Below are 17,664 nucleotides of genomic sequence, written 5' to 3'. Positions count from 1 at the left end.
TTCCCGCCCGCGTGCTCGTCTGCTCAGCGTCGCGAGTCACAGAGCGAGCACTCGGGCGTGACGCGAGCCGGCAGAGCCGAAAATTCGGTCGCTCCAAACCCCTGCGCAGCGTGACTTCGACTGCACAGCCCACGAACTCCCGGCGCGCAGGGTCGGCGCATGCCGATTCCCAATCCGAATGCCGCAGGCGCGGTGCTACTTCTGTGAGCTCAACGGCACCGATTCGTGCCACTCCTGCAGCGAGCGGACATGCGGCGTGGGGTGCTTGAACAGATATTCAATCGCCCGCACCATCGCATAGCAGCCCGGCAACGTTGTGACACACGGAACACCGTACGTCACGGCGGTCGCCCGAATGCGTCCCTCTTCGGTCCGGCTCCCTTTCCCGCTGGGAGTATTGAAGATGAACTGGACATCGCCGTTGACCATGAAGTCAATCAGGTTCGGCCGGCCTTCTTGCACCTTCTTGACCGTCTCGACGTCGATTCCGGCATCGGTGAAGACCTTGGCGGTACCGGCAGTCGACAGAATGCGGAAACCGAGATTCCGCAGCCGCCGCGCCGGTTCAATCATGGCCTTCTTGTGGACGCCGGTCATGCTGATAAAGACCGTGCCGTTCAGCGGGAACTCAACACCGGCTGCAATCTGGCTTTTGGCGAACGCAGCGGCGAAGTCCATGTCGATTCCCATGACTTCCCCGGTCGAACGCATTTCCGGTCCGAGGATGATGTCGACCCCCGAAAACCGGGAGAACGGGAAGACACTCTCTTTCACCGAGGTGTGCGCCGGGACAATTTCTTCCGTGTACCCCTGCTCCTTCAGCGAGACCCCCGCCATGATCTTGGCGGCCATGCGGGCCAGCGGCATGCCGGTCGCCTTGGAGACGAACGGCGAGGTCCGGGAGGCGCGCGGATTCACTTCGAGGATGTACACCTCGTAGTGAATGGAATCCTCTTCTTCCGTCTTCTTGACGGCAAACTGAATGTTCATCAATCCCCGCACCTGCAGCGCTTTGGCCAGTGCGTAGGTCGACTTCTTGATTTCATCAATGACCGACTGCGGCAGGGAGTAAGGTGGCAGCGCACAGGCGGAGTCACCGCTGTGAACGCCGGCTTCTTCGATGTGTTCCATCACACCGCCGACGAGCGTCGTCACGCCGTCGCTGATGGCGTCGACATCCACTTCGATGGCGTCTTCGAGGAACTTGTCAATCAGCACCGGATGATCGGGAGAGGCATCGACCGCTTCGGTCATGTACCGCACGAGCTGACTCTCCTCGTGGCAGATTTCCATCGCGCGGCCACCGAGAACATAGCTCGGCCGCACCAGCACGGGATATCCAATACGCGCGGCTTCGACCCGGGCCCCTTCGACACTCGTCGCCAGTCCGTTGGGGGGCTGGCGGATGCCGAGCTTGGTCAGAATCGCCTGGAACCGTTCGCGGTCTTCCGCGGCGTCGATCATGTCCGGGCTCGTCCCGATGATCGGCACTCCGGCCGCTTCAAGCCCCCGCGCCAGATTCAGCGGAGTCTGTCCTCCGAACTGAACGATCACACCATCCGGCTGCAGACGATCACAGATATTGAGCACGTCTTCCGTCGTGAGCGGCTCGAAGAAGAGGAGATCCGAGGTGTCGTAATCGGTGGAAACCGTTTCGGGATTGGAATTCACCATCACGCTCTCCACACCCAGCTCGCGCATGGCGTAGGAGGCGTGACAGCAGCAATAGTCGAACTCGATCCCCTGTCCGATCCGGTTCGGTCCTCCTCCGAGGATGATGATCCGCTTGCGATCGGCCGGTGCCGGGCCTTCGTCTTCTTCTTCGTAGGTGCTGTAGTAATAGGGCGTGTAAGCCTGGAACTCGGCGGCACAGGTGTCGACCTGTTTGAAGGTCGGAATGATTCCAAGTTCCTTGCGGCGGGCCCGCACATCCATTTCTGTGGAGTGCCACCAGCCGGACAGCTGCATATCGGAATAACCGGAGCGCTTGGCCCGCAGCATCAGATCCGCGGGAGCATCTTCCAGCCGCTGTACCTGACGGATTTCGTCTTCCTGTGTCACCAGATCGCGCAGCTGTCGCAGGAACCACGGATCAATCGAGGTCAGTGTGTGGATTTCCTCAATGCTGAAGCCGGCCTTCAATGCATAGCGGAGATAGAACATCCGCTCGGCATTGGGAGTCGCCAGCTTGCTGCGGATCTCTTCGACCGCCGGTTGCCGGTCGGTTCCCCAGAGATCCTTCTTGCCGCCGCCGAAGCCGAAGTGACCGATTTCCAGCCCCCGCAGGGCCTTCTGCAGAGACTCCTTGAAGGTTCTGCCGATCGCCATCGTTTCGCCGACCGATTTCATCTGCACCGTCAGCGTCGGATCGGCATCCGGGAATTTCTCGAACGTCCAGCGAGGGACCTTCGTGACGACATAGTCAATGGTCGGCTCGAAGCAGGCGAGCGTCTTGCGAGTGATGTCGTTGGAGATTTCGTCGAGTCGGTAACCGACCGCCAGCTTGGCAGCGATCTTGGCGATCGGAAATCCGGTCGCCTTCGAAGCCAGCGCGCTGGAGCGGCTGACACGAGGATTCATTTCGATCACCACCATCCGGCCGTTCTTCGGATTGATGGCGAACTGCACGTTTGAACCGCCGGTCTCGACGCCGATTTCGCGGATGCAGGCAAACGTGGCATCCCGCATGTGCTGATATTCTTTGTCGGTCAGCGTCTGGATCGGAGCGACGGTGATCGAGTCGCCGGTGTGAACGCCCATCGGGTCGAAGTTTTCGATGGAGCAGATGATCACGCAGTTGTCCGCGCAATCCCGCATGACCTCCATCTCGTATTCTTTCCAGCCGAGGACCGATTCCTCCAGCAGGACCTCACCGACAGGAGACAGCTTCAGCCCGTTCCGGACCTTTTCCTCGAACTCTTCCTTGTTGTACGCAATTCCGCCGCCGAGTCCGCCGAGCGTGTAGCTGGGGCGAATGATGATCGGCAAGCCGATCTCCCGCATGGCTGTGCGGGCTTCCTGCATGTTATGGACAACCATCGACTTCGGCACATCGAGGCCGATTTTGATCATCGCGGCTTTGAAGGAATCGCGACCTTCGGCCTTGGCGATGACGTCGGCGCGAGCCCCGATCATTTCGATGCCCAGCTGATCGAGCACACCGCGGCGATGCAGGTCCATGGCGGTGTTCAGACCGGTCTGCCCCCCAAGCGTCGGCAGCACGGCATCGGGTCGTTCCCGTTCCAGAATTTTCTGAACGTATTGCCAGTTGATCGGCTCGATATAAGTCCGATCCGCCGTGGCGGGATCGGTCATGATGGTCGCGGGATTGGAGTTCACCAATACGACTTCGTATCCCTCATCCCGGAGAGCCTTGCAGGCCTGAGTTCCGGAATAATCGAATTCGCATGCCTGGCCGATCACAATCGGACCGGAACCAATGATCAGGATCTTGTGCAGATCGTCGCGACGTGGCACTTGTTCAAAAATCCTTGAAGAAGGCAGAGGGCGTACCGCCTGGAGAACGCCAAAAAGAGGGCAGACCTTCAGCGTCGGACCACTCGCTTGTTCAGCGAAGTCCCCGCTTCAGGCAGAAAATCCCCCCCTCGCAGCGCGGCGCAAATTTCTCCAAAGCTATCAAGCTGCGTGGGTGATTCAAGCGTGCACTGGAAATTGCCATTCCCGGAAGCGCTCCGGGCAGGTCACCCCCTGAGGTTTTTCCTCCAGGCCAGTTTCGTGGCCCCTGCAGCATCAGTCCCCACTGATTCGTCATCGCCTGCCGGCTCCCTGCAGCCCGACTTGCAGCGGCGACAGGGGAACGCCGAGCGATGATCGGTAGAGACTGCCCCCTTGGGTTGCCGGGAGACGCCGCCCCCTTCGCAGACGTCCTCCTGTTTGCTGCCGCGCTGCGTTCATGGTGTAATACCGTTGCGGGGCACCGTTGTCGCGGGAAACGAAGCCGCGGCCTCTTTCGCCCTTCCCCCTTCCCGCTCCCAGAATGTCGAAAACCTGTTGAGGAGACCACCCGTGGCACGCGTTCAATCCACCATGCTTTCTCTCGGAAGCGAGGCTCCCGATTTCTCATTGCCGAACGTCGACGGGAAGACGGTTTCGCTGCAGGACTTTGCCGGCAAGCCGCTGCTGGTCATGTTTCTGTGCAATCACTGCCCGTTCGTCATCCACCTGCAGAAGCATCTCGCCGAATTTGCCCGCGAGTTCCAGGACAAAGGGCTGGCGATCGTGGCGATCAGTTCGAATGACATCGAGGCCTACCCGCAGGATGGTCCTGAACAGATGAAGGCCGAAGCGGCTCGCGCCGGCTACGTCTTCCCCTACCTGTTCGATGCGACCCAGTCGGTCGCCAAGGCGTACCGGGCTGCCTGCACCCCAGACTTCTTCCTCTTTAATGAAGAACGCAAACTCGTTTACCGCGGGCAGTACGATGACAGTCGCCCCAAGACCGACATCCCCATCACCGGGGCTGACCTGCGTGCAGCCTGCAGCAGCGCTCTCGAGGGTCGACCGGTTCCCGCCGACCAGAAGCCGAGCATCGGTTGCAACATTAAGTGGAAGCCGGGACAGGAGCCCGACTACTTCGCACTCCCGAACCCGTGATCGCTGACGAACAACTTTTCTACTCCAGGAGACCGGGGCGCCCCTCGGTCTCCTTTTTTTGACACGAGCCCGTGCCCCGCGGTCCGTTCCCGGCATCCTGCCGTCGCGTGCCGGCCTCCTGATCGCTAGGCGTGTTGCAATCGGACCGCAGAGACCGACTCGACCTGAATGAACAGGTCAACACTTCGGATTCCGTGGAAGAATCGTCAGAGAGAACATTGAACAATAATAACACAGAGGTCAGTTGGAGAATTTAGACATTCTGCGTGAACTGATGCCGAATAGTACAGAGGTTCTGTATCACCTTTCTACAGCTATCCCTCTCTCTCGGCGGAGTTCAGTCCATGCGCGGCGTTTTTGGCAGGATCAACAAGTCTTGGGCGAAACCTCGTCAGCGTTCACACTGGTCGCCGTTTGGTGAGCGTTTTGAAGACCGCTGCCTGCTCACCGTCTTCACCGTGGTGAATCTCGCGGATCAGGGGGCCGGCTCGTTGCGGCAGGCGATTCTGGACGCCAACTCAACAGCCGGGGAAGACACGATCCGCTTTGATGTCGACGGCGTGATCAACCTGAAGTCCGCGCTTCCGAAAATCACCGACACGCTCCACATCGATGGCTACAGCGCGCCGGACTATTGCGACGCTCCCGTGGTCGGCATCAATTTTAACAGCAAGGCGGGGCTGCGACTGGAAGCCGGGTCAGACGGATCCAGCATCAAGGGTCTCTCGCTCTACAATTCGAGCTCGACCGCCATCACCGTCAATGGTGTCGGCCATATTGCGATTTCCGGAAACTACATCGGACTGCAGCTCGATGGCGTCACCGCCGGCGCCAACCGCGGCTATGGAATTGAAATTATCAACTCCATCAGCAACACGATCGGTGGCGATGAAGGGAACGGGAACGTCATTTCCGCCAACCGCGACAGCGGAATCCTCCTGAAAAACACCTCCGCCACTTGGATCGACGGAAACCTGATCGGTACCGACGTCACCGGCCTGCTGGACCGGGGGAACGGCAAGAACGGGATCTGGCTCACCGGCAAGTCATCTGTGAACGTCATCGGTGGCAAGGCGGGGAATGTGATCTCCGGCAACGGCCTGAACGGGATCTATCTCGATGGCAAATCGTACGCCAACATCATCTCAGGGAATATCGTGGGGCTGGCTGCGAACAGAAAATCAGCCCTGGGCAACGACGGGGACGGAGTCAAACTCAAGGACGCCGACAGCAATCTGATCGGTCGCATCGATCCCGTACAGGGGGTGACGTACTTCGACACCGAGCATGTCTCGATGCAGCCTGTCAGTGCCTGGCAGGGAATCCGCGGCACAGATAACGATGGCCAGTACCTGATCGTCGGCACGTCCGACGACAATGGACTGCTGTTCCATGGCACCATTGACGGTGTTGGCCTGAGCTATGCCGTGAATTATCCGGACGCGCTGACCACCAGCGTCTACGGCCCCAACGATCTGAAGAACGGTTTCGTTCAGCTGGTCGGCAGCTACAAGAATTCCGACTATGAAACCGCAGAAGTCGAGGTGAACGGGTTTATCTTCGAAGGGGCCATTACCGATCTGGCCAATGCCGCCAATTACCGCACCATCAATTATCCCGGTGCCAAGTACAATTATGTGCATAGTGTGATGGGGGGTCTGGCAGTTGGGAATTACGACAGCCCGCTTGATCACGGTTCTTATGATCTCGAGATCGGTCCGGGGCACGCCTTCCTGTACGACGTGGAAAATGATGTTTTCCTGACTGACATTGTCTATCCCGGGTCTCTCAGCAATACCGCCTACGGGATCTGGCACAACGGCGAAGGGAAATACACGATTGTGGGCGGCTACAGCCTGTCAGCCACCCACAATTTGACAAATCCCGAGACGCCGATCGGCAAGGCCTATATTGTCGACTACGATGCTGCCACGGGCAAATTCAGCAACTGGACGACGTTCGAATATCCTGAGGGAGTGAATGTTGTCACGCACTTCGAAGGGATCAGCAGTGTTGAGAAGGGAACGTACACGCTGAACGCCGACTCTCTGGAGGTCGGTTCGGGCAACCCCTCTCAGGGTTCGTGGGTGAGTGTGCGCCGCAACGCCGATGGAACCTTCGGCAAGGCGACCTGGGTCGATCTGAATGTCACCGGCTACGACCCGACCACGAATATCTCCAGTTCCAACTCCGTCTACGGATATCAGGTCGTCGGCGTGGTGATCGGAGAATCGGACACCAGTTCGTTCCAGGCCACAATCGATGTCGGGTTCACGACCTCGAACGTGATCAGCGGCAACAAGGGGAACGGAATCAGCCTGTACAACTCCGACAACAACCAGATCAGCATGAATCTGATCGGAACCGATGGCAAGGGATACCACGACCTCGGCAACAGCCTCAACGGCATTCTGATCACCAGTGGATCAGCCAATAACATGATCGGAGGACAGGCCACCGGCGGCAACGACCCGACGAATAATGTTTTCGCCCGTCCGCCACAGGGAAACCTGATCTCCGGAAACGACCAGAACGGGGTGCTGATCAGCAGCAAAGCCACCCAGAACACCCTGAGCGGCAATTACATCGGCACGACGGCCGACGGCAACCACGCCCTGGGGAACACCCTCGACGGCGTGGCGATCGTGAATGCCCACGGAAACCAGCTGATCGGCTGCCTCGAGAACCAGGATCCGTTCGTCTTCTACAACGTGGTGAGCGGCAACGGCGGCAACGGTCTGCGGGTCAGCAACTCGAACGATACGATCATTCAGGCCAACTTCTTCGGTCTGGGAGCGGACAATAACACCCCGGTCGGCAACGCACTCGACGGAGTGCAGATCGAAGGGTCTTCCACCCGCACCACATTTGGCGGACCGATTCCCCTCGGGAATGTGGTCGCCGCGAACGGCGAGAACGGACTGGAAGTCCGCGACAAGGTCAAGGATTTCATCGCCTACAATACCTTTGCCGGGCTGGCCGCCTTCACGCTGAACACCACGCTGGGGAACGGCCGTGACGGGATGCTGATTACATCCACCGGCGGGGGAATCGAGATTCGCACCAATGTCGTCAGCAACAACGGTGACGACGGGATCGAAGTCTCCGGCAAAGCCAAAGGAGTGCGGATCAACGGCAACATCATCGGGATGAATACCGATGGGACCTCAGCCATGGGGAACAGTGACAACGGAATCGAAGTCGGCGGCTCGGCACGCGATGTCATCATCGGCAGCACCAGCTATACCTTCAACATCATTCCGCAAAACGTGATTTCCGCGAACGGCAACAACGGGATCGAAGTTAAAAACTCCGCCCGCGAAGTGACGATCAACGCCAGCTACATCGGCGTGAATATCTTCGGTTATGACAACTTCGGCAACGGACACAACGGAGTGTTCATCAGCGATGGCACATCGCAGGTGACCATTGGCACGACCGATCCGAACCTGCTGACGGTGATCAGCGGCAACACGGCACACGGCATCGAGATGCACAGCACGCAGAAGAATACCGTGGTCGGAACGCTGATCGGCACCGCTGCCAATGGCCGCTCCCAGATCGGCAACGGCGGGAACGGCATCCTGATCGGCAACAGTTCGAAGAACACGATCGGGCGCATCTCCGCGACCTCGAACGGGACCGTGGGGGGAGCTTCGAACATCATTGCCTATAATGCCCTGAATGGCATCGAGGTCCGCTCTGGGAGCGAGAATGCCCTCTACGAAAACTCGATCCACAGTAATGGTGGATTGGGCATTGATATCGGCATCGATGCCAATAATAACCAGAACGCCCCGGTCCTGGCGTCGACAGCCTTGCACCCGCTGGGACTGGAAATTGTCGGCACACTGAACTCCAAGGCGAACTCGAAGTTCACGCTGGAGTTCTTTGCCAGCAATCTCGACGGATCGAACGGGAAGGTCTATCTCGGGTCGCAACAGGTGAAAACCGACGCCAAGGGGAATGTCGAGTTCACCTTCTACGGCCCGATTCCGGAACTGAAGAACTACTATATCACCTCGACGGCGACAGACTCCAAGGGGAACACCTCCGAGTTTTCGAATGCAGTGGACTTGCCGGTGGGCTAAAGCCCCGTCGATTCGAGTGTCCGGTTCTCACCCTGAAGTCAACGGGTTTCAGGTCAGGCAGGTGGCCGGCGATTTCCGCGAGGAGTCGCTGGCCACCTTCTTTTACGGAGTCCTGTCTGCCACAGAGTGTCACTCTTCGTTGCGGGTCAGAACCAGCAGGGAAAAGCCCCCGATCAGCTTCGAAGCCCAGTCCTGGCTGAGCGCTGCGAGAAGCTTGCGGGGCAGAACCGCCAGTCGGCGCTTCCACGTCTTCTGCGGCAATTCAATGCTCCACGAGGTGTATCGCTCGTCGAGAATCGTATGACCGGTATCCCGCAACGTAGCGAGTGCCGTCTCGCGAGAGAAGTAGTGCAGGTGCCCGACCGATTCGCGCGCCTGCTGAAAGGTCTTCGCCCGGAACACGGTCTGCACCGACAGCTCCAGCGGCACATGGAAAATCGAATACGTCGAGCGGGGCCGCATTTTGCGGAGGAAGCCCATGTAGTCCTCCACATGCTCGAAGACATCCATCATCAGCATCAGGTCAAAGTGCTCGCGGGACTGCGTCAGGTCTTCCCGGAAGAACTGCAGTTGCGGATTTGAACGCTGCTTCGCCAGCTGAATCGCCTGTGGCGAAATATCGTAGCCGGAGAAGCGGACCTCTTCCGGCAGTTGCAACTGCAGCTGCCGCAGAATCTCTCCGGCACCGCAGCCGACTTCGGCCACCGTTCCGATCGACAGGGAATGCCGCTGGAGCATGCTGAGGATCTGCCGGGCCTTCCACGGCGAATCTTCCACATGCCATGTCGGGTTGTGGTCGAGATATTCACCACTGGTGTAGGCGGCCCGCACCTGATCGTTGTTGAAGCTGGAGACCGATTCCAGTTGCGTTGCGAGTTGCATGATTCTGCCACCTGATTCACGAAATTCCTGCGAGCCGTCATTGCCGAGTGATCGGACTTCCTTCGGCCGGCAGCGACTTGATCGCACTGCGGCACCGGGCATTCCGTGCCACAGGGGCTGTTCGGATGCGGCTACATAGCAGGAATCCCCTCGACAGGTACAGACCAGTCCTTCGCCTCCCGGAAGTCGCCTCTCTCCCGCCACGGCATTCCCTGCTGGTTCGACGCTGTCGCCTCGCTACACTGAATGTCGATGCCACCCCACCCGAACCCTGAATTCCCTCCGCTGCCGGACTTGCGGACTGCTGTCCTTGATCTCCTCCGCCAGATCCCGGCGGGCCGGGTGACGACGTATGGTGCACTCGCCCACGCCCTGGGCGACGACCAGTCTCGCAGTGCCCGCTGGCTCGGACAGTTCCTGAATGACCATCCCCATCTGCCGGACTGCCATTGCCATCGCGTGGTCCGCGCCAATGGGGAAATCGGGCTGTTCGTCGTCGGAGATCCGGCAATCAAGGCCCGGCTGCTGCAGCGCGAAGGAATCGACGTGTCCGACACCGGTCGGGTCAAGGTCAATGCTCCGTTCACCCGGTTTGCCTCGGCTCGACCGCTGGAAGAACTCCGCACGTTTCAGAAGTCCCTCGGGGCGCAGGCTCGCGAAGTTCCGTTGTCGGCACCTCCCCGCACTCTTGGTGGAATCGATGTCGCCTATCAGTCCGGAGGAATGGCGATTGCCGCTTACGTTCAACTGGAGGCGACCACGCTGCAGGTGCTCCACAGTGAGGTGCTTCGCGTCCCGGTTGATTTCCCTTACATCCCCGGCTATCTGACGTTCCGTGAACTGCCGATCATGCTGGAGCTGTGTCAACGAGTTCGGTCAGCTGGAAAGCTGGCGGATGTGATTTTCTGCGATGGCAACGGCCGATTGCATCCGTGGCGCGCCGGAATTGCGACCTGCCTGGGGGTCTTGCTCGACCACCCGGTGATTGGGGTAGGCAAATCGCTGCTCTGCGGGAAAGTGACTTCCGCAGGGACGGCCCCCAATCCTGCCACCGGAGCCCCAGTTGTGGAGCAAAACGAGACGATCGGGCTGGTTCTGAATTCTTCAAAATCAACAAAGCCCCTCTACATCTCCACCGGTCATCGTGTCATACTGCGAGATGCGCTGTCGCTGGCTCAATCAGCCCTCAGGGGACACCGTCTGCCCGAACCAACGTCTCTGGCAGACCGCCTCACAAAACAGTCCAAACAGGCCCGGGAAGATTCCTGACCAGAGAACTCCAGACCGTGCGCGTTCTGTCAATTTCGACATTGCCCTCATGCGGAAAGTCGGGGTAGGGTGCCGCTCCTCACGCCGTTCTGACGGTCGAGCAGCTTTGCGCCCGCATCCCGCCCCTCGCCATGATCCAACTGATTTACACCAGCGCCGCCGTCACTCCGTTCTCAACGTCGGATCTGATGAAACTGCTGCAGGGGTGGCGACAAAAGAATGGAGCTTGCGGCGTTACCGGACTGCTCCTGTCCTACCAGAATTCCTTCATGCAGGTTCTGGAAGGGCCTGATGAGGCGGTCGAAGCGACTTACGCCCGCATCAAGGTCGATCCGCGACATCGTTGGCTGCAGCAGTTGTGCTGCAGTTCGATCAGCCGCCCGATCTTCGTCGGCTGGAGCATGGGTTTCGTCAACGGGGACGCTCCGTGGGTCAAGGGGATTCGAGGCTTCACCGAATTCGTGGGTCGCAAGGGTGCTCCCTCCCGCCACGATGGCCTGCAGGCAGCACGGCTTCTGGCAGAATTCCGATTCTGTCGATGGAGCCAGAAAGTCGACACGGGTCGGGGGGTGCGGGCTGCGGGAGAGCTCACCCCGCACATCTCGCAATATGACATTTGATGCGTCCCGTGGTGGCCCCGCGAAAACGAGCCGGTCTTCCCATGAAGTGTTTGCTGTGCGGATACGAGGAGATGGAGGCTGCTCCAGTCTCAATTCCGGAAATGCGCCAAGAAATTCCCTCAACAATCTGGACCAGTTCAGCGTAATTGGAACGGCTCCGCCTCTGCACCTTTCCCGATCCGCCACTCCAATCGACGGGAGAACGGACGACTCCGTCTGAAGAGAGGCCAAGAGAATTTGACATGGAACTGCCGCCGTTCGCCATTCCTCCGCTCCAGCACATACTAAGTGGCGACGCCTTTTTCACCGGCGGCCTTCTGATCGGCCTCGCCCTTCTCTGGCGACTTCAGCGCTGGCCCGGAAGTCGAACAGCTGCCTTCGTTTTGTCCAGCACCGGACTGCTGCTCGAATTGTTGACGGTGCCAGCGATTCCCTGGGCGTTTTTTGTGATCCAGACGGCGGCGCTGCTCATCTGGCTGTTGCAGTCCCGGAAACCAGGCCCGGTTCCTTCTCCCTCGTCCCCTTCTCCGGAGAGCGCTGACAGCCCTCCGGCAACCCCTGCCCCCATCTCCCACGCCCCCAATGCGAGCCTTCGGCGTCCCGGTCCGTACTGGAGTCTCCTGCTCCTGCTGATCACCCTGACAGGACTCGTCTGGCAGCTGTGGAACCGCCAGCTTCCGTATGTGAGCACTGCAGCGGCCTCCACTCTGACGGTCATTGCCGATTCCATTACCGCCGGAGTAGGAGAGAACGAAGCGGTCATCTGGCCCCAACTGCTGGAAAAGGCCCATCCGATTCGCATTGTCGACCTGTCCGCGATGGGAGCGACAGCCGGTTCGGCATTGCGGCGGGTGCAGTCGGAAGCACTGTCTCCGGGGGTTATTCTGATCGAGATTGGCGGGAATGATCTGCTGGGGAGTACGACTGACGAACAATTCGAGCGGGACCTTGATGGACTGCTGGCTCTCTGCTGCCGTGATGACGCCCAGGTGCTGATGTTCGAACTGCCGCTCCCTCCATTCCGGCATCGCTTTGGTCAGATCCAGCGCAAGCTCGCCCGCATGCACGGGGTTGAGCTGATCCCCCGGCGGGTGCTGGCCGGGGTCTTGATCTCCCCCCGCACCACTCTCGATTCGATCCACCTGAATCAGCAGGGACATCAGCAGCTGGCGGACAGCGTCTGGAAGATTGTGGGCCCCGCCTTCTCGAGGTAGCCGGAGGGCGGATCCCGTGTTTTCCGGATTGGAATTTCGGCCAGCGCGGGTCTGAATCCCCTTGGCTCCCTGACCGTCAAGCCGCTAATCTGCACCGCACCGGCTCGCAGACAGGCCCCCGACGGAGCGCACAGCGAGCCCGCACACGTCCAGATCCGGGCGTCAGAAAATCAGAGAACTCACGGAAGGCTGACCATGTCGTTGCGTGTCTACAACACTTTGACCCGCGAAAAAGAGGCGTTTCAGACAATCGTTCCCGGCAAAGTGTCGATGTACCTCTGCGGACCGACGGTCTATAAGCCTGCCCATATCGGCCACATGGTCGGACCGGTCATCTTTGATACGATCAAACGCTACCTCGTTTACTCCGGGTACGATGTCACCTTTGTGATCAACATCACCGATGTCGATGACAAGCTGATCAACAAGGCCCGCGAGAAGGGGATGGAGGTCAAGGCGCTCGCCGAGCAGATGACCGCCGACTACTTCGACAACCTGAACCTGATGGGGGTCGATTCCATCGATCACTTCCCTTACGCCACCGATTACATCGAGGCGATGCAGGAGATGATTCAGGGGCTGATTGACAAAGGGCATGCCTACCCGCTCGAAGGTGACGTCTACTTCAGTGTCACCAGCGACCACGACTACGGAAAACTCAGCGGCCGCAGCGTCGAACAGATGCTCGCCGGCACGCGGGTCGAGGCCAATGACCGCAAAAAGAACCCGGCGGACTTTGCGCTGTGGAAGTCATCGAAAGCGGACGAACCGGCCTGGCCCAGCCCGTGGGGACCGGGGCGTCCCGGCTGGCACATCGAATGTTCCGCGATGAGCTCCCGACTGCTCGGAGATTCGATCGATATCCACGGCGGGGGCCTCGATCTGATGTTCCCGCATCACGAAAACGAACTGGCGCAGTCGGAGTGTGCCTCCGGAAAAACGTTTGTCCGCTACTGGCTGCATAATGGCCTGATGCAGTCGGGCAAGAATACCGGCAAAGTCGGAGGGGCTCACAGCCGCGAAGGGGACACCGATGCCCAGATTGCGGGCAAGCTCGCCGGGTCCGCCGGAGCCGAGTCCGTCAAGACGGCGGTCTTTGCACACCAGCCTCCGGAAGTGGTTCGCTTCTTTCTGCTCGCCACGCATTATCGCAGCCCGATCGACTTCTCGCTGGAGAACATCGCCAACACCGGGAAGAGCATGGAGAGCTTTTACCGCATGTTCGAAACGTTTCAGCGGATCACCGGCACCAGCTTTTACGACCTGACCGCGGCGACACGGAAATCGGAGAGCGTCAATCTCGCATCGCTGCCGGAAGAGGTTCGCAAGGCGGTCGCCGATCTGCGCGACCGTTTCTGGGAATCGATGGATGACGACTTCAATACAGGCGGCGCCATCGGGCTGCTGTTCGAATTGCGAAGGTCGATCAACGGTTATCTCAGCGCCAACAAACTCGAAGAGAACGCAACGCCAGAGCAGAAAGCGCATCTCGTCACGCTGGTCACACTCTTCAAAGAGCTGGCCAACATTGTGGGAGTGTTCCGCAGGCCGATCGAGAAAGCCGCCACAGCCGATGATGGCCTCGTCAACGGGCTGATGGACCTGATTCTCGAGATTCGCAAGGATGCCCGCGCCAACAAGAACTGGGGGGTCGCCGACAAAATCCGGGACACGCTGGCCCAGCTGAAAATTACCGTGGAAGATGGCAAGGAAGGGGTTCGCTGGAGCCGCGGTTGAGCCCCATACAAATGGAAGTCCCGGCTGCGGAAACAACCACTCCGCAGCCGGGACTTTTTCATTGGCAGACGGGTCAAGCGGGAGAGAAAGTCCGTCACCGACAGGAGCGGAGAACAATTTTACTCGCCCCTGCGAACCCTTCTGCGCTTCCCGTGTCACCTGATGGCCGGTGCGGACCCGCCGCGCGTTGCTGAAACTGTCGCGACAGTCGATACTGACGGTTTCCTCCAGCTTGCCCTCACGGTGTCATGGTCGACGACAATCCCCCGAGCGAAAAGCCCGGCGCCCCACCCGGATCGCTCCGCGAACTTCTGCAGGTCGCATTTCCGCTCGTGATCAGTGCGGGATCGATCTCATTGATGAATGTGATCGACCGGGCATTTCTCGCACGGGTCAGCGTGGATGCGCTGGCAGCCTCGACGCCGACGGCAATTCTGCACTGGACGATCATGAGCTTTGCGTTTGGGATCGCCGGCTATGCCAACGCGTTCATCTCGCAATACGAAGGGGCCGGTCGCAAAGATCGGGTGGCAGCCTCTGTCTGGCAGGGCCTGTTTTTTGCCATCGTCGGGGGTATCCTCCTGCTCCCTTCGATCCGGTTCGCCCCACAGATTTTCTCCTGGATGGGACATTCGCCGGAAGTTCAGGAGCTGGAGGTCCAGTATTTCACCACGCTCTGTCCGGCCTCCATTCCGATTCTGATCTCCACGGTGTTGACCGCATTTTTCACCGCCCGCAAGCGGACCGCGCTCGTCATGTGTGTGAATATCGGAGGGACGCTGCTCAACGCGATCTTTGCCTGGCTGCTGATCTTTGGAAACTGGGGGTTCCCGGAACTCGGGATTCGTGGAGCGGGGCTCTCGACGCTGATCGCGACCTTCTCGGAATGCGTGGCGTTCGGGCTGGTGATTACCTTCGAATCCCGGCGGTACAAATATCCCTTCATGAAAACGCTGGGCCTCGACCGCCAGTTGCTGTGGCGGATGCTCCGCTATGGAGTTCCCAACGGAGTGCAGGCCTCACTCGATATCGGAGCCTTCATGGCGTTCATCGCGATCGTGGGCCGGCTGGGAACAGAAGCCCAGGCGGCAACGAACATCGCGTTCTCGCTGAACTCGCTCGCGTTCATTCCGATTACCGGCATGGGGACCTCTGTGCTCACGCTCGTCGGACGGCGCGTCGGGGAAGGACGGCCGGAACTGGCCGCCAAAACCGTCTGGAAAGCGTTCGCCATTTCCGGTGGTTACATGCTCGCGTTCTCCGCGCTCTACCTCACGATTCCCGATGTGGTGCTGACCCCGTTCGTCAGCCGGAACGACGCACACGCCTACGAAGAACTCCGGCCGATCGTGATCTCCCTGCTGCGGTTTGTCGCCCTTTACACGTTTTTCGACGCGATGGCGATCATCTTCGGAGCGGCGGTCCGCGGCGCAGGGGACACCGTCTTTTCGCTGATCTTCACGGTCATTACCGGCTGGATGCTGATGGTCGTTCCGACGCTGTGGATGCTGAAACATGGCGGCGGACTCTATGCCTGCTGGGGAGCCTGTACCGCATTCGTGATCGTCTGCGGAATGGGATTCCTGCTCAGGTTTATGCAGGGTCGCTGGAAGAAGATGCGGATCATTGAACCCGCGGTTCAGGAGCAGGTCATCGCGGCCGAGCCGCTGATCGAGTCGGCTCAACATCCGGCTTGAACCGGAATCTGCCGGTGACTGCGCCCCGATCCGGGGAGCCACGGATGCGGCTGGACACGATTCCGGGAACGTGTTAGAAACCGGGCCCCCTCGGCATTTCCCCTGGCGTTCGCCACATCAATTCCAAAATTTTGTGTCGAAATTCGGCTCGCCGAATCCCCCCTCGATACTCCGTTTTCATGGAGCCTGCCATGACCCTCCGACTCCCCCATCTTCTGGGCTGCATTCCGGCCACTCTCCTGCTGTGCGCCAGCTTCGTCAGCGCTGCCGGCATCGAATCTGATCCGAACAAGACCTATGCCCTCACCAAAAAATGCGGACCGTGGATGATCAAGGTCGCCACGCTGCATACCACCGGGACGGACGGCAACACGGCGGTCGGCAAATCTCCCGAACAGGCGGCTCAGGAACTGGTGCTGGAACTGCGCAAACTCGGGATGCCCGCCTATGTCTATGTCTACGACCCGAAACAGGAACGAGTGGTCACCGTCGATCGCGCCAACCGCGAGCAGGGTCGCAAGAATCTTCGCCGGGTCAAGGAAACCTGCGTGCTCGCCGGAAACTATCCGGACCTCAACGACAAAACGGCTCAGGCCTCCCTCGCCTGGATCAAGAAACTGAACCCCAAATGCCTGCAGGAAGGGGTCACCTATCAGGCCACGAAGGTCCATCCCTATCCGCTGAGTGCTGCATTTCTGGCTCCCAACCCCCTGTTGACGGAAGAGGAACTGCAGCAGTTCAAACAGGATCAGCATGACCCGCTGCTCGTGAAACTCAATAGCGGCGAACTGCATTCCCTGTACGAAAACCGCGGTGCCTATACTCTCGTCGTCGCCCGATTCTACGGTAAGAAGAAGATCGCTTCCGGACGAGACAATTCCCCGCTGGACATGTTTCTCTCGGATAACGATCTCGATGAAGCCGCCCTTTCTGCCCGTGAACTGGTCAGCGTGCTCCGGGGGAATTACGACCGTGAAACCAACTTCAACAATCTCGACGCCTACGTCTGGCATGACCAGCATGAATCGATCGTGACGGTCGGTTCCTTCGCCGGCCCGGACGATCCGGCCTACGTTCGCGTTCGGCAGGCGTTCGCACCGAAGATGAAGAACATCAACGGCAACGTCATGCTGCAGCCCGAGCATCTGGGAATCAGCGGCTTCGGCCCCAAAGCCAACGAGTCACGGATGTGGCTGTTTGAGCCTGATCCCCAGCTGATGCGAGTTCCCCGCATCCGGTAGTGTGCCGGAAACGGCGGATCGCCCCCCAATCCCTGACGAACGCCACCAGGATTCTTCCGGGCGAGTACTTTGCTCTTCCCGGTCCCCGTGCAGCAAGCGTTTCGTCTGGGGAAATGCTGGCATCCGTGCGGCGAGGACGGGGCAATCACAAGTCAAAATGCACGATCCCTCCCGAGCCTGCCACGAACGTGGCGGGCTCGCGGTGCATTTCAGCGGCGGAGGCGACAGAAAAATGGACGGGAAGCGTGTGATCTCGGCCGTCAATTCTCGCCCTGTCCGGCAGCCCATGGAATTTTGAG

10 protein-coding genes are annotated in these 17,664 nt (G+C 59.5%); 8 read left to right on the top strand and 2 right to left on the bottom strand.

The features are described 5' to 3' along the window. Positions 1-195 precede the first annotated feature (195 nt). Positions 196-3,477: a carbamoyl-phosphate synthase large subunit gene (carB, locus tag SH664x_RS04225; protein WP_437205310.1), complete on the bottom strand. Its 3,282-nt coding sequence runs from the start codon at positions 3,475-3,477 to the stop codon at positions 196-198. A gap of 549 nt (positions 3,478-4,026) precedes the next feature. Here carB and SH664x_RS04220 point away from each other — a divergent pair. Next, positions 4,027-4,614 carry a thioredoxin family protein gene (locus SH664x_RS04220; protein WP_437205308.1) on the top strand — a complete coding sequence of 196 codons (588 nt, stop codon included), beginning with the start codon at positions 4,027-4,029 and terminating at the stop codon, positions 4,612-4,614. 344 nt (positions 4,615-4,958) lie between these two features. Further along, entirely contained in the window at positions 4,959-8,705 is a 3,747-nt protein-coding gene (locus SH664x_RS04215) for a beta strand repeat-containing protein (RefSeq protein WP_437205306.1), read from the top strand. A gap of 129 nt (positions 8,706-8,834) precedes the next feature. On the opposite strand, the gene SH664x_RS04210 is transcribed toward SH664x_RS04215, so the two are convergent. Continuing rightward, positions 8,835-9,587, bottom strand: coding sequence for a class I SAM-dependent methyltransferase (locus SH664x_RS04210; RefSeq protein ID WP_437205304.1), 753 nt, complete (start codon positions 9,585-9,587; stop codon positions 8,835-8,837). Between the two features lie 252 nt (positions 9,588-9,839). Between SH664x_RS04210 and SH664x_RS04205 the strand changes: the two genes are divergently transcribed. The 6 genes from SH664x_RS04205 to SH664x_RS04180 all read left to right on the top strand — a co-directional run bounded on the left by SH664x_RS04205 (position 9,840) and on the right by SH664x_RS04180 (position 17,365). After that, positions 9,840-10,856 (top strand): endonuclease V, encoded by a 1,017-nt coding sequence (locus SH664x_RS04205; protein ID WP_437205302.1) that lies wholly within the window; start codon positions 9,840-9,842, stop codon positions 10,854-10,856. Positions 10,857-10,987: 131 nt separating this feature from the next. Continuing rightward, a complete protein-coding gene (locus SH664x_RS04200; protein ID WP_437205301.1) occupies positions 10,988-11,476 on the top strand; it encodes a BLUF domain-containing protein in 489 nt (162 codons plus the stop codon). Positions 11,477-11,718: 242 nt separating this feature from the next. Continuing rightward, positions 11,719-12,690: an SGNH/GDSL hydrolase family protein gene (locus tag SH664x_RS04195; protein ID WP_437205299.1), complete on the top strand. Its 972-nt coding sequence runs from the start codon at positions 11,719-11,721 to the stop codon at positions 12,688-12,690. A gap of 195 nt (positions 12,691-12,885) precedes the next feature. Beyond that, the gene (gene cysS, locus SH664x_RS04190) at positions 12,886-14,427 is read left to right on the top strand and encodes a cysteine--tRNA ligase (RefSeq protein WP_437205297.1); all 1,542 of its coding nucleotides are present in this window, start codon (positions 12,886-12,888) and stop codon (positions 14,425-14,427) included. 248 nt (positions 14,428-14,675) lie between these two features. Continuing rightward, complete coding sequence (locus SH664x_RS04185) at positions 14,676-16,124, top strand: MATE family efflux transporter (protein ID WP_437205295.1); 1,449 nt, start codon at positions 14,676-14,678, stop codon at positions 16,122-16,124. A gap of 191 nt (positions 16,125-16,315) precedes the next feature. Next, positions 16,316-17,365 (top strand): hypothetical protein, encoded by a 1,050-nt coding sequence (locus tag SH664x_RS04180; RefSeq protein WP_437205293.1) that lies wholly within the window; start codon positions 16,316-16,318, stop codon positions 17,363-17,365. Positions 17,366-17,664 lie beyond the last annotated feature (299 nt).

The sequence above is a fragment of the Planctomicrobium aquicomposti genome (assembly GCF_051466325.1).
Lineage (GTDB): Bacteria > Planctomycetota > Planctomycetia > Planctomycetales > Planctomycetaceae > Planctomicrobium.
This window is presented reverse-complemented; position numbering and strand designations above follow the sequence as displayed.

Bases quoted from the DNA above. Each gene is read 5' to 3' on its own strand.
- SH664x_RS04210 (WP_437205304.1), bottom strand. From the start codon at position 9,587: ATGCAACTCGCAACGCAACTGGAATCGGTCTCCAGCTTCAACAACGAT.
- SH664x_RS04215 (WP_437205306.1), top strand. From the start codon at position 4,959: ATGCGCGGCGTTTTTGGCAGGATCAACAAGTCTTGGGCGAAACCTCGT.
- SH664x_RS04180 (WP_437205293.1), top strand. From the start codon at position 16,316: ATGACCCTCCGACTCCCCCATCTTCTGGGCTGCATTCCGGCCACTCTC.
- cysS (WP_437205297.1), top strand. From the start codon at position 12,886: ATGTCGTTGCGTGTCTACAACACTTTGACCCGCGAAAAAGAGGCGTTT.
- SH664x_RS04200 (WP_437205301.1), top strand. From the start codon at position 10,988: ATGATCCAACTGATTTACACCAGCGCCGCCGTCACTCCGTTCTCAACG.
- SH664x_RS04205 (WP_437205302.1), top strand. From the start codon at position 9,840: ATGCCACCCCACCCGAACCCTGAATTCCCTCCGCTGCCGGACTTGCGG.
- SH664x_RS04185 (WP_437205295.1), top strand. From the start codon at position 14,676: ATGGTCGACGACAATCCCCCGAGCGAAAAGCCCGGCGCCCCACCCGGA.
- SH664x_RS04195 (WP_437205299.1), top strand. From the start codon at position 11,719: ATGGAACTGCCGCCGTTCGCCATTCCTCCGCTCCAGCACATACTAAGT.